Origin of the sequence: Pseudomonas sp. JAI111 (assembly GCF_024809425.1) — a bacterium.
GTDB lineage: Bacteria > Pseudomonadota > Gammaproteobacteria > Pseudomonadales > Pseudomonadaceae > Aquipseudomonas.
The window spans coordinates 129,995-143,439 of sequence record NZ_JANUCB010000002.1 but is presented as its reverse complement, the minus strand read 5'-3'; the positions used below and the strand labels follow the sequence as shown (position 1 = coordinate 143,439).

At 53.7% G+C, this 13,445-nt stretch carries 9 protein-coding genes and 2 pseudogenes; 2 read left to right on the top strand and 9 right to left on the bottom strand.

Annotated elements, in window-relative coordinates; all coding sequences use genetic code 11:
• Positions 1 to 66: 66 nt before the first annotated feature.
• On the bottom strand, positions 67 to 3,003 hold the full coding sequence (locus HNR03_RS08285) for a glycosyltransferase (RefSeq protein WP_259152529.1): 2,937 nt from the start codon (positions 3,001 to 3,003) through the stop codon (positions 67 to 69).
• Between the two features lie 85 nt (positions 3,004 to 3,088).
• Complete coding sequence (locus HNR03_RS08280; RefSeq protein WP_259152528.1) at positions 3,089 to 3,451, bottom strand: hypothetical protein; 363 nt, start codon at positions 3,449 to 3,451, stop codon at positions 3,089 to 3,091.
• Positions 3,452 to 3,893: 442 nt separating this feature from the next.
• Between HNR03_RS08280 and HNR03_RS08275 the strand changes: the two are divergent.
• Positions 3,894 to 4,013 (top strand): annotated as a pseudogene (locus HNR03_RS08275) (IS5/IS1182 family transposase); the annotation flags it as partial.
• Positions 4,014 to 4,182: 169 nt separating this feature from the next.
• Here HNR03_RS08275 and HNR03_RS08270 read toward each other — a convergent pair.
• The 7 genes from HNR03_RS08270 to HNR03_RS08240 form a co-directional block, all read right to left on the bottom strand.
• The gene (locus HNR03_RS08270) at positions 4,183 to 4,581 is read right to left on the bottom strand and encodes a GtrA family protein (RefSeq protein WP_259152527.1); all 399 of its coding nucleotides are present in this window, start codon (positions 4,579 to 4,581) and stop codon (positions 4,183 to 4,185) included.
• Entirely contained in the window at positions 4,578 to 5,864 is a 1,287-nt protein-coding gene (locus HNR03_RS08265) for an NAD(P)/FAD-dependent oxidoreductase (RefSeq protein WP_111454884.1), read from the bottom strand. The genes HNR03_RS08270 and HNR03_RS08265 overlap by 4 nt, the downstream gene beginning before the upstream one ends.
• Before the next feature lie 2 nt (positions 5,865 to 5,866).
• Complete coding sequence (locus HNR03_RS08260; RefSeq protein ID WP_259152526.1) at positions 5,867 to 6,817, bottom strand: NAD(P)-dependent oxidoreductase; 951 nt, start codon at positions 6,815 to 6,817, stop codon at positions 5,867 to 5,869.
• Entirely contained in the window at positions 6,814 to 8,745 is a 1,932-nt protein-coding gene (locus tag HNR03_RS08255; protein ID WP_259152525.1) for a glycosyltransferase family 39 protein, read from the bottom strand. The genes HNR03_RS08260 and HNR03_RS08255 overlap by 4 nt, the downstream gene beginning before the upstream one ends.
• Before the next feature lie 204 nt (positions 8,746 to 8,949).
• Positions 8,950 to 9,690, bottom strand: a complete 741-nt coding sequence (locus HNR03_RS08250) for an SDR family oxidoreductase (protein WP_259152524.1) — start codon at positions 9,688 to 9,690, stop codon at positions 8,950 to 8,952.
• Entirely contained in the window at positions 9,687 to 11,000 is a 1,314-nt protein-coding gene (locus HNR03_RS08245; RefSeq protein WP_259152523.1) for an FAD-binding oxidoreductase, read from the bottom strand. Before HNR03_RS08245 ends, HNR03_RS08250 begins: the two co-directional genes overlap by 4 nt.
• Positions 10,997 to 12,439: a UbiA family prenyltransferase gene (locus HNR03_RS08240; protein WP_405046047.1), complete on the bottom strand. Its 1,443-nt coding sequence runs from the start codon at positions 12,437 to 12,439 to the stop codon at positions 10,997 to 10,999. Before HNR03_RS08240 ends, HNR03_RS08245 begins: the two co-directional genes overlap by 4 nt.
• A gap of 614 nt (positions 12,440 to 13,053) precedes the next feature.
• Between HNR03_RS08240 and tnpB the strand changes: the two are divergent.
• Positions 13,054 to 13,245: pseudogene (gene tnpB, locus HNR03_RS08235) on the top strand (IS66 family insertion sequence element accessory protein TnpB); the annotation flags it as partial.
• Positions 13,246 to 13,445 lie beyond the last annotated feature (200 nt).

Below are 13,445 nucleotides of genomic sequence, written 5' to 3'. Positions count from 1 at the left end.
CCGCTTTTTGGAAGGTGGGGTTTATGGAGCATTTACTTTTTTATTTAGCGGTGCCCTGCACTTGTATTAATAGGTGATGCCCGGAACCACGGTGGTGCTGATGTGTTTGCCATCGTTGCGGCAGGCTTGAACCAACAGACGGGCAAGGATCCGTTCCTGCTCCGCTGCGGTAAGCTTCAGGCTTTTCAACGTCGACTTCCAACCGTCAGCATTCGCGAGCAACGTGTTCAAAATTGTCGGTGCCCCCCAGAATGATCCATTTACCGGGTACGGAAGTTGGTATGAAGCGGGCGCGTTGAATCCAAGAGACTGACAAAGGCTTGAAATGATGACCGCATCGGCGGTAGCGTCATGAATGTTAGGGTCTTCAGGGAAAACCAGCCCCAGACCCATATCGGATGAATCGCCGCTCAGGCGACCCGCGATGACTCCCAATGCATCGTACTTGCCGCCTATCATGTTTTCGATCAGGTACTGCTGATAGGTTTTCCGGTCGCTGAAATCGATGTCGATCGGGTCGTTGCCCAGGTTGATATGTGCGATCGCTGTGTAATCCAGATAAGGAACGCTCGCCAAGTGTTTGAGGATGGCAAGTAATGGCTGATCTTCACACACCAGGATATTCAGTACAGAGTATTGCTCTTTCTGAAGACATTGATTGATGGTAAGGGCCGCCAGCTCGTCGGGAACAAGAATGACGACATCAATCTCGGCTGACTTTTTCACGAGAAGCTTGACGATTTGCTCGATAGGGTCGGCAGAGCGCAGGCTGATAAATATCAGCGACTTGCTATCGGTGGATGTGGTGGAATGATCTTTCCAAGAAAGGTTCTTCCAGTTCCATGGTCCCTCGGGGCGGCCGGCGCTCAGAAAGTGCGCCAATGGATCCTGAGCTCCGATCATCGAGGCATTCATATCCTGGTAAACGAGGGGGTCAAAGCCCGGGAATAACTTGCGTCGCAACACGCCGCGCGTCCACGACCGTACGTATCGACGAATGGTTTCAGTAGCCCCTGAAAGCTGCACACTTGCCGGTGGGTAGTAGTCTAAATCAACAACCTCCGCTTGTTGTATCGTGGCTGCGTCAACATGCTCCTGACGTGACAGGGCTGCATTACTCTCTGTAAAGGCGAGTAATTGTTTGACATAACGGGGCATATTGAATTCGCGTGTAGCGAGATTTCGGGCCTGCTCTCCAACCTTATCCCGGGCTTCTTTCGACGAGGCCAGTCGAATGATTTTGTCGGCTATGTTATGGGTGTCTAGATAAGGTGAGACGCACTCTTCCTGGAGGCCATTGCGCTTAAGAATGTCTGCAATTCCCGTTGTCTTGTCGAAACACAGAACCGGCAGGCCCTGCACCATGGCGTCAATGGCAACGTTTGGCAATGGGTCCAAACGGGCGGTCAACAGCATCATGTCGCTCAGGGCGTAGACATGCTCAATGGCGGCTGTTTCGGAAATTATCTTGAATCGCTCCGAGATTCCGGCACGCTGGATCTGATCCTGAAGGTAAAGAGAGTACTGAGTATCCTGCTCCGGATTGTAGTTATTACCGATCCAGACAAAACGGCACTTGTGACCTATAGGTGAATTGAGTACACGGGTCGCGCACTCGATAAACAAGTCTACACCCTTGCGAATTTGTACCCAGCCGGCCCCTAATATAACGATCGTGTCATCCTCAGGTCCATCTGGGCGCATAATCTTCTGCAACATCGCCTTCTCTGCTTCGATATGAGCCGGATCATGCGCCTCACCAGGGACGATGCTTTTGCCTTGCGCCAAGACAGGAAGTTGACACGAACTTAGTTCTGGCAGTACCTGTATTGCGCTGTCGAGTGTAATGTCAGCAGAAAAAACTGTTTGACTTGCCCACAACAATGCATTTTGGATGGCCGTGCGCGGTCGAATATATACAGCGAACTCGTGGATTAAACTGATTGTCGGGATGTAGCGATCAGCCAAGGGCTTGAGTGCGATATAGGATCCCAAACTATTCGCAATCGAAAATTGAAATGAATGTGTGTCTAGGAACTTGCCTATTACCCAATCGGCGAATACCTCTTTATGGTAAAGATCCACGGGGCCGGCAACTATCGCTCCAGCGTCGATAAAAGACTCTACCAGCGGACCACCACCCAGCAGCAGTGTCACTACATTGTATTGCGAGGTGAGTTGCTGGACGATATTCAGGCTAAGAATAGGGGCGCCAGTTCTCGAAGCTTCATGACTGATTAGCAGAATGGTCGGCTTGTCAGCAGGTAGCGATTCGATAGGGCGACTCAAATTGATAGAGGGAACACGGCCATGCAGGCCTTCGGCCTGCCCGTGATCCAAAAAGTGTCGTTCCGGATCAGCGAGCGAGGCGAGAACTGGATACATCGCCCGGTAGAAGTCGGCGTTGAAGGGCTCCGTCGGTTCATAGAGCAGTCCGCCAGCGAGAACCGGCTTTTCGTCTGTGATGATGCGAGGGACATGCGGTATTGATTTTGGAGAACCTAGGCGGCCTTCTTGGATGCCGTGGCACAGATAGTGTACGACTGCGGGGATGCCAGTCGCCTTAACATCAGGATAAGTTTCGAGGTAGTAGCTTTCGTCAAAAGCTGCTCCATTGGGAAGAATAGTTGATGGGAGCCTTTTTTGGATGTCTAGTAAACTCATTAGACGCCAGAGTCGTGAATTAAAGAAGCGTTCCCATGAGTTGGACAATGTTTGAATATGTTCTTGTTTTAGCCCGATTTCGCGTTGTGTCTGCTCTTCAAGAGAGCGATACTTTTGCAAGTCAGCTTCGGCTGCTGCTTCGCACTCTGCTAAAGAGTCCTCCAGTTTTCCGAGATAACTCGCGAAACGGGCTTCAGAGGTTTTCCATTCTTCCAGATTCGTTTCCAGTTTTTTGTGCTGGGAGCTGAGATCCGCCAGTTCAGATTTGAGACGGGCATTTTCATCGGAAAGCTTAACGATGACGGATTGTTCCTGATCTACTTGTTCGTTATTTTTCATAATCGTCTTCGACGGTCAGTTGCTGTGGATGTTGTGGCAGCGTGTGCCACTTCAGTCTCGGTATTTAGCGCTTTGATCTGCGTTTTTAAGAAATGCTTTCCAGGTTGGCATTGGCGAGTATTTTTGGTTCAGTCTGGCTGTTGAGCCGTACGCTTTCGAGGTGCTGAGCGTGACGCGAGCCAGGGGCTGCATACTCATTGATGTATTTCGATATCTCATCTTCGGTCGGCGCTGGTAGGTCAAGCGCCGAGGCAGAATCTAGCCGGCTTAACAGCTTGTTATTGACAGCAGTGACGTCTCTGTCTTCGCAAAAACTGGCCGTAGGGTCCATATCTATCGGGTGGAGGGGGTCACCAAGCTCAACGCCCATGGTACTGAGTGCACGCGCAAGTGCGATGGTTCCGCTGCGATGCATGCTCAGAACTATGATTGTTTTCTTGGCAGTCAAATGGCTATCGTCCTTGGAAAAAATTCAGCGCTGGTAAACAGGGCGAATGCAGGAACTGAGTGCAACACGGTCATTGAATGGATGTAGGCGGCATTATGCTGCATGGCATGACGCCTTGCATCACCTCGCCATGACCTGAGCGGCATTTGAAGTCGAAGAGTTTGAGTGGCCCCCTCCTTTATTGCTAGGCAATGTCGTCCGTGTCTCCCGGTTGCGAACCGAGAAGTGCGTGCCTTTGGGCCGGTACTGGAGGATTAGAGCGTTGATACTACCATCGACTTTTGCGATACATGGAAAGCCTATGGCCTATCTCCGTCTCGTCCTAAATCATTGATTTATAAAAGTAAAATTGTATCGTAGTAGCTCTCGAAAAGTACGGGCTTGCAATGCCCCGATCGATGGCAGCTATGTCAAAGCCCGCCACCACAGTGCAGGAGCTGCAAGCGGTCTGAAGATGTTGATACGAACGTATTGCCCGAAGGCAGGCGGTGGTCGCAAACCCTATCCGTTGGAGAGCATGCTGCGCATTCATCTGTTGCATAACGGGTTCTCGATCAGCGAGCTACGCGGTCTCGTGGGGCGTCAAGCGCTACCTCTAAAGCCCCATAGCCCAATTCACATTAAAATTACCCGCTTATGCGCATGCATTATTGAAGGTGCCATGGGCGCCGCCCAAGGCGGCTAATTGCCGAAGCCCGGGCCGTGTGCCCCGGGCTCCTCTGCGCGCGATTTCAGCGAAATGACCAGCGCTTGTGGCCGAAGTAGCTGGTAAACACCGGCACAGCCACGCCGAATGCGTGCGCTATTTCATGCTTGAAGGACTCCATGCCCATTGCAGGCAGAATGTACGATGCCAGGCCAATACTGATGATCCATGTCTGTACGACCGCAACCAGGTTGACCAGTACAAAGAACATTGCAGAGTGATGGATGGGCTGTTGGCTTTCGGTAAAGACAAACATTCGTGCCAGTACAAAGGCGGTGATCATGCCGGTCAGGTAGGCGAGCCCGATCGAGACTGAAAAGCTCAGCCATTGGTTGTAAAGAATCCTCGAGAAGAAGTTGACAGCAGCTGCACTACCCCCCGTCACCAGAAAGGTAAGGAACTGTCGATTAAGCAGCTGTTTCACTTAACTGCATCCCTTGCCATGTTTCTACCGAAATCGATGCTCTCGGAAATACCGCGATCCTCGGGATAGTAGTAGGAGGTATCGGCTACCCACAAGCCTTGCACTGGCAGCGAAACCGGCGGCAGCCGGTCCAGATAGCCCGGGTCGCAAATGGGCTGCGCATGCCGATAGCGGCTGGCGCGGATATCGATGAAGTCCTCATCGTTCAGCGTCGGGTTGATCTTCTTTAAGTATCGACGCACCTTGTCGAGGAAAGCCTGGTCCGGTTCGGCGAACTTAGGATGTTCACCAGGCATGTAGAACGGCACATAGACAATGTGTTCGTTCATTGGGCGCAGGTTGGTGTATTCCACAAGTCCGGGGATATCCATCTCGGGGTCGTTGGTATTGAGCCAGAAGTTCTCGGTCAGAGGCTTGCGCAGCTTGGCGATCACGCAGACCACCGCAACGTTCTTGAGGGCTGCGAAGCGCGCGAGAATATCCTGTGGCAGGTCCGGCATCAGGGAGGGCACATAGGGCAGGGGCACGGTGCTGATGACCTTGTCGAAGCGCTGGATTTCTTCCCCGCAGACCACACCCTGAACCTTGCCGTGTTCGATGATCACGCGGTTGACCGGCGACTTCAGGCAAATGATTCCGCCGTGTTTTTCGATGTCGGCCTTCAGCGCTTGCAGCAGGGTGTCAGAACCGCCATCCAGGTAGCCGAGTTTTTCGCGGAACAGGCTATAGCGCGAGCGGCCGATGCGGCGGATGCGGCTCCAGATCCAGGCTGCCGACAAGTTATCGGTGTAATGGTAAAACTTGTAGTCGAACAGGCGCTTCCATAGCACTTCCCAGGCCTCGGCCCCGACCCAGCGCTTGATCCAGCCCGTGGCTTCGACGTTGTCCAGAGGCTTCCAGTCATTTCTCTTGGTGGACAGGAATGCGTGCAGGCCATAACGGACTTTGGCTGTCAGGCTCAGGCCCTTGAACTTGAGCAGAGCAATGGGGTTACCCCAAGGTTGCAAGCGGTTTTGATACCAATAACCCATTTTGGTTTCGACCCAGCGCATTTTCGAGGCCAAGCCCAACTCGTCCAGTACCTTCAGGAAGGCGTGGTCAGAAATGCAGTGGAAGTGGTAGTAGCGCTCGATGGTGGTGCCCGAGAAATCGAACGCCGCGGTCATTCCACCCACACGGTCATCCGCCTCGAATACCACGGGTTTATGCCCGTCCCTGGCCAACTGGTAGGCCACTGCCAGGCCCATGGGGCCAGCGCCCAGCACGGCAACTCTTTGTCCCATCGTCAAAACTCCAGAACCACTTTGCTGTAAGTGGGGTCGTTGAAGGTTTCCTGTATCGCCTTGGCAAACGGCGTGTAGGTCACGCCGAAGGTGCCGGGCCAGTCGTTGACCTCGAATTCGTCCTTGGCGCTGAGTGCAGCCAGCTGTTGGGTGGTGAAGGGTGGGTTCTTGTCGAACAGGCTCCACGTCCAGATCAGGCTGTAGAACAGGCCGTAGGGGATGCATGCGATCACGGCCTTGGCGCCGGTGGCACGCTTGATTTCGCGAATGATATCGATGTAGTCGACTTTTTCGTGCCCCGATACGTTATAGATGCCGTCGCGCACACGGTTTTGTATGCAGCTGATGATGACATTGCAAAAATCGCCCACGTACAACGGCTGGCGCATGTAGCGGCCATGACCAGGAATAGGGAAGACCGGAACCTTCTTCATGAAGCGCGACAGCCAGCCCAGGTGTTTGCGGTCAAACCAGCCAAACATGAGCGTCGGGCGCAGCACCGGGCAGGGGATGCCACTTTCCAGCACCATCTTTTCCTGGTCTATTTTGCTTTTTGTGTAGAAGTCGTCGGCCACCGATTCGACCACCGAAGAGCTGATGTGCACCAGATAGTCGATGCTGTGCAGTTTGATCTGTTCAAGAATCAGGTGGGTGGCATCAACGTTGTTCTTGACGAATTCCTGATAGTCAATACCACCGATCTGTGCCTGCAGCATGACGACCACATTGGCACCGGCGAAGGCCTGTTGCCATTCGCCGGGCATGGACAGGTCACCAAAAATGGTGGTCACGTCAGGCTGTACGCGCTTGAGGATCTCCAGGTTTTCGCGGTGCTTGTCGATGACCACGATATTGCTGTAGCCCTTGGCCTTGAGGCGAGCTACCAGATTCTGTCCGACCAGCCCGGCACCGCCGGGCAGGATGATACGTTCATCAAGATTAATAGCGGTCATTGCGGGTCAACCTGGATGTCTTTGCGAAATTGGCACAACTGCAGTTCCTTGCCTACCACGCGGGCCACGCCAACGGCATAGCTGCCCTTGAGGTCGCGGGTGTCTATAACGCGGCCGAAGCCGGCGTTGCCGAGGTCGGATTTTTTGAAGAAGTCGTTTACATCAGGGCGTGCGTACTGGGTCGCATCATAGTAACGCACGTTCTGGTGGGCATCGGTGAGGGTGATGTAGACCTGTGACGGCAGCTGGTTGCGGGCCGCATCCACGACGGTCCAGCCCTTGGCTTCAATGGCGCCTGCGAGCTTCTGCGTGGTCGGGTTCGCGAAGTCGAGGCTGCCAATGCATTGAGCTGGGGTCTTCGGCAGGTCCAGGCCTACGTTCGTCTGTGGCAGGCTGATGTAGCAGCCTGATACTTCGGCGACTTTCCACTGACCGTCTTTGTGTTGCTGGTTAACCAATTGGCCAAGGCTGGGCTTCTCAACCGGAGGGCACGCGACTACCGCGCCCAGGGGCGCGCCACCCAGAAAGGTCTCGGGGGATTCGATGGTCTTGTCCAGATCCTTGAAGCTGTTGGCAATGCTGAATGATTTGTGTTGTGCGTAGTAGACGATCGACGAACTCCAGTCGTTGCCGTACAGGGTAAACGCCTCGCCGTCCTTCATGTTGTGCTTCAGCGTGTCAGCCACTAGAAGATCTCTGGAGTTGCTCAGGTCAATCTTCTGTCGCAGGTTTTCGCCATACCCTTGTGCAAAGGTGCTGTAGTTGTTGGCCAGCAAGGCAACGAACAGCCCCAATATCCAAAGGCGAGACTGCGGATGAGCGAGGCCTTCGGACAGCGCCACGGCCAGTGCGAAGATGATGAAAATGACGCTGGCCGACTGGTAGTAGCTATGGACTAGATGAAGATTGGTGAATATGAACAGGGGCAGCAATGCCAGGACGCAGCTCGTCAGCACCACTAGGCGAGTTCTGGTGTCGCGAGCCATCAACAGGGCGCAAAGGATGATTGCGATACCGAAGACGCCCGACAGGTTGCCCTTGACGATGCGTGACCAGATGACCTCGCCATACAACAGCTTGGAAAAGCGTTGAGGCAAAGTACCCCAGTTCCATGTCGAGAGTGCGCTGGACGTCAGGGCACTGCCGAATTCATTCTGGTTCTTGAGCACGTCAGTGTAGTGGGTCCAGGCAACCCCGAGCACGATGGGCAGCGCGAACAGCAGGATGCCCAAGGTGATGTTACGTGCGCTGATGGCTTTGAACATGCCCCCATTACGCTGGGTTTCGTGGACCAGGAATACCAGTGCCATTACCGCCAGCACCGGCAGGCCGGTGGTGGCTTTTTGCAGGATCGAAAGCGAAATCAGAGTGGTGAAATAAATCACGTCCCGGTGGCGACCTGCGGCCAGGAAATCGAGGAAATACTTAATCGCGGCAACGGCGAAGAACACCGCCACCGTCTCGATCATGAAGGTGCGACCCCAGAACAGGTAAAGAGGGCTGGAGAACAGCAGACCGGCGAAAATATAGAAGCTGCGCGGGGCTAGCTTCAACGACAGGCAGATGGAGCGAGCCGGCAGCAGGCATAGCACCAAGAACACGAAAGAAACGATCCTGCCGACCTTGTCTAGGTCGATGCTGGTGACCTTGCTGATCACCGCCACCAGCGCCTGATAGAACGGGAATTCGAACGGGATTGACCAAGGGGCGCCGGAGACGGGTGTTTCGTAGGCGAACTTGAAGCCCTCCTTGATGAACCAGAAGGAGGTCAGCGCTGTCTGGGTCTGGCGAAAGCCGAACAATTCGAGCAATGGCTGCCCAGAAAAGCGAAACGCCAAATAGGTCGCGTAAAGCACCGTCAATACGGCAATACATTTGATACTGCGCTCGATCAGCAGCTCATTATCTGCCAACTTGAATAGCTTCAAGGATCCACCCCAGACCGTCTAAAAGTTCGAATATCAGACATCTATTTTTTTTTTTTTTTTTTTTTGAATATGAATTGCGGTAACTTCCGGATGACCATCATGATCAATGACTAGAAGCACGGTACATTGTTATTGCGCCAACAATTTGCGCCTGCAGCATAACTACAACATTCGCACTGTCCACCCGTCTGGAAGTAAGTGGTTTTACATATTCATTCTTTTGAAAATTACGCCGGGAATTAACTTAATTATCATCATGATTAATACCCAGAATCCCGGGGCGTAGAGGACGTCAACTTTGCGATCAGTACCTTTTACAATGCGTAAGGCCACCTGCTCAGGCTTGGCCAGCAGTGCAGCAGGTAATGGTAAGCCTTGAGTCATCGGTGTATCGACAAAGCCCGGCCTGATGTCAATGACATGTACACCAACCTTGAACAGACGTGCTCGTAGACCTTCACAAAAGGTGGAAACTGCAGCCTTGGCGGTACCGTATAAGTAGTTGGACGGACGACCGCGGTCACCAGCTACCGAGGTAATCACAGCCAAGGTGCCACAACGCTGGGTTTCAAATTGGTTGGCCAGCAGCGTTAGCAGGGCGATCACCGACGTACCATTGTTGGCAAATTCCTGGAGCGCTACGCCAACGTCCTGCTCGCAGACTTTCTGATTGGGCAATGTGCCGTGCGCAATGAGCGCAATATCGATTTGCTGTAAGGTCGCTAGGCAACTGTCGAGCATTGCGCCGTGTGCTACAAAATCGGTGGCATCCATGCAGTGAAGTGTTACTGATTTGGCGCCTCGACCTTTCAGGTCGGCTGCGGTTTGTTCTAGTTTTTCGAGGTTACGGGCCACGAGAAAAAACTCGCTGCCTTGTTCGGCCCATAGACGTGCGCAGGCAGCCGCAATGGCCGATGTTGCACCAATAATTAGAATTCGTTTCATGCAGTAACTCGTTTCCAGAAGTGGGAATTCAGAGAGGGATCACGCAGTGCTTCCAGTCGTTCCCATGCGGGGTATGCTTTGCGGAAATCGCCGCCCGTCATGTGGGCATCCTTGGCCGGATACAGGCGACCACCACTCTCGCGAACGATGGCATCCAGCCTTGCAAACAGCCGCACCAAGTCAGCCTTCTGCGGAAAGTCCAAGGCTAAAGAGGTGCCGGGGAGAGGGAAGGACAGCAGGCCTGGCGAGGCGATGTTGCCACAGCGTTTGAGCACGGCGAGAAACGAGCCTTGGCCAGAGTCTGCAATGGCTTCCAGCAACTCGTGCATGACTACCTCGGCCACTGCGTCGGGTATCACGCACTGGTATTGCTGGAAACCTCGGCGCCCGTAGATCCGGTTCCAATGCAGTATGCGATCCAGCGGATAAAAGAAGGGCTCGTAGTCACCGCGTTTGCGTGTGCTCTGGGCAGGATGCACCCTCCAATACATATCATTGAAGGCTCGCAATGACAGGTTGTTGATTAGAGACACTGGCGGTGTCAGCGGCATGCTCAATTTCGCTCGCTCGTCCACTTCCAGTGAACCATAACGTGCGTGGTCACCCACGATGAATACGCCCCGCCCGGTCTGAGTGCCTTTTGCCAGGCAGTCGATCCAGGCGACACTGTATTCATGCTGGTGATCGAGTTCGGCGGACAGGCTGAAGAATTCGCCCAGATTGCCGAAACGCACTACGGTACTGTCGATCTGGCTGGTGCGAATGGGGATAAGCTGAATTTCTGCCCACGCGATAATCCCAGTCAGACCTAAACCTCCAATAGTAGAGGTGTAAAATTCGGGATGCTCGGTAGGAGAGCAGGTCAGCACTCCTTCATTATGGCGTAATAAACCAAAGCGCCGCACATGGTTGCCAAAGGTGCCGCGCAGGTGATGGTTCTTGCCATGGACATCGTTGGCGATGGCCCCGCCGAGGGTGGCAAACTGGGTGCCAGGTGTGACTGACAGGAACCAGCCCTGCGGGATGGAAATTGCCAGGATCTCGGCGAGGGTTACACCGGCCTCTGCTTGTACGGTTCCCTGCTGCCAATCAACCTGAATGAAGCGATTCAGGGCTCCCATGTGCAACACTTGATCGCTCGCGGCTAGGCAGCTGTCTCCATAACTACGTCCGTTGCCATACGGCAGGGTGCTTCCGTGCGTAGCTACCACAGCATCGCGCAGAGCCTCGACTTCGCTACGCCAGCTACAAGCGTGTGCAGTCTGCGGGGCATAGGGATAGCATCCCCAAGAGTGCAGGGGACGAGTCATGCTGCTACCCAGAACACCAGCCCAAACAAAGCGCCAACGACCAGACTGCTGCGGTCGCGGATGGCGAACACTACAGGGTCATCATGCATTTGCCCGCGATGAGTGAGCATCCACACTCGAGTGATCCAGAACAAGAGCAGCGGGCAGGCTAGCCAGATCACTTGTGGGTGGGCATAAAGCCCGGTTGTAGCCTGATCATGTATGTATAGAGCCAAGACCATTACGGCTAGATAACCGGAAGACGCGCCCAGCGAGGAAATCATTTCCAGATCGGCGGGATAGTAGCCTCGTCCACGGGTTTTCCCGGTATCGCCCTTGCGCCTTGCTTCTCGCAGTTCTGCGTAGCGCTTGACTAGTGCGAGGCTCAGGAACATGAACATCGAAAACGCCAAAATCCAGTATGTCAGTTCCAAACCGAATGCTGCCGCGCCAGCTATGATGCGCAGGGTATAAAGCGCAGCCAGGGCGATCACATCGATAGCCATCTGTCGTTTCAATGACAGCGAATAGGCGAGAGTTAATATGTAGTATGCAATGAGGGTTCCGGAAAACTCCCAAGGCAGAAGCCATGCAGCCCCTGAAAAAGCGCCAACCAATAATATGGGAAAGAGCTGTAGCCCGGACTTGATCGACAATCGTCCAGCGGCAAATGGACGATGCCGTTTGGAGTGATGATGTCGGTCATCGGCGAGATCCAGCAAGTCATTAAGTAGATAGACGCTAGAGGCACATAGTCCAAAAAACAGAAAGGCCAATACTCCCTGCCATAGGAGCATGGGGTTGGTCAGTTGATGCGCCGCCATTAGAGGTACGAAAATCAGCGCATTTTTCATCCACTGGTGCAGCCGTAACGCCTTCAACCAGTCCTTCGGTCTGGAAGGATTGGAGTGGATCACCTGTTCGACATTGCCTTGTGCCTGAGCGCCACGCTCAACACCGGACTCCGGATTGACCACATAAGCCTTCCGGGCAACCGCCCAAACTGGGACGTCGTCATGAGAGTTACCCACATAATCAAAGCCCTGCTCACCATAGTGCTCGACCAACAGATCGCGTTTACGATGGGCCGACAGGTTTCGCTTGCTGTCAGAGGCCAGCACTTGGTCAAACAATTGAAGATGTTCAGCAATGCGTTCGGCCAGGCTGTAATGGCTGGCTGTCGCCAGCACTATGGTCCGACCGTTATTCCGCTCGACTTCAATTAGTTCAATGACCGCAGGATCGTAAGGCAGGACACTGACATCAATATGAGTTGCACGGGCGAGGCCTTCCTTTAAAGCCACCTTGCCTTTGGTCAACCAAATAAAGGGTTTGAACAGGCTCAATGGCTTATGCCGAACAAAAGCCATCCCTGTTTCCAGCAGCAGATCGGAGCGCAGCAGGGTACCGTCTAGATCGACAATAAGCGGAATAGTGGGTGGTGTAATATAGACAGTCACAAGAGCTCTTCCCTGAATATTGGCTACTCAAACAAAAACAAAATAAGATCAGGAAAACAACGGAGATCTTAGCAAATGCTACTAAAAGGCCATCAGGCTTTAATTTGCGCGAAATGGTACCACGGTTGACACATGGATTCACGGGAAGTGGCTAATAAATTGACTGGCAGGGCATGCGGTGATGAGGGTGATCACAGAGTCGTCACGCAGCCGATCCCTGACCTGGTCAACTTGATTCGATCCCCGCACAAAGAGTGAGGCGCGTCACTAACCCCCGAGAATCATCCATTTTTCACCGTTCTCTCCGTAGACCACTCCGCTCGCCTTGGAGTCGATTCCGGGCACCGATCCGCTTCTCGCAATTGCTGAATTTGATCTTTGCGCCCCGCCGCGCAAGGTCAGTGGCATTCGCTCGCAACTCCGGTTTACGACAGGAAGGCAAACGCTCGGCGCGGTTGGACGATTACACCCGCGCTAGACAGGCCCTACGCGAAGCCGTCAGGGGCTACACCCCCGATGGCGATATCGTTGACTGGATCTACCAGCAACGTCGACTCGAGCCCTGATTGTTTCACATCCTGTAACGGACATATTTTTGACAGGTATTTGACCCCGTACTTTTCGTCTTTCTGAATCGCTCTCGTAATCTAGTGAAAATCCTTTATTGGGAGCGCAACGGGTTTTGCCTTTGGCTTAAGCGCCTGGAGTCTGAACGGTTCAAAACCTGGAATTTTCGGCGTGTAGTTCCGCGGCAGCAAGGCCTCGAAGTCTTTGTCACGGTAAACGGGAAGCACATCTGGCGGTAGGTGTACTTCGTGGATTGCATACGAATAAACGCCGGCGTCTCTCAGCAGCGCCGGGCGCGACCTGTGCCACGATAGTGTGAGCCCCTCGAAACTCGCAATACCGAGACTTGCCGGATCCGAAACAACAGGCGACGAGCGATCCAAGGCTCAGGAACTCCTGCGCTCCTGACCTCCCCGACATGCTTTATCGCAACGACGTC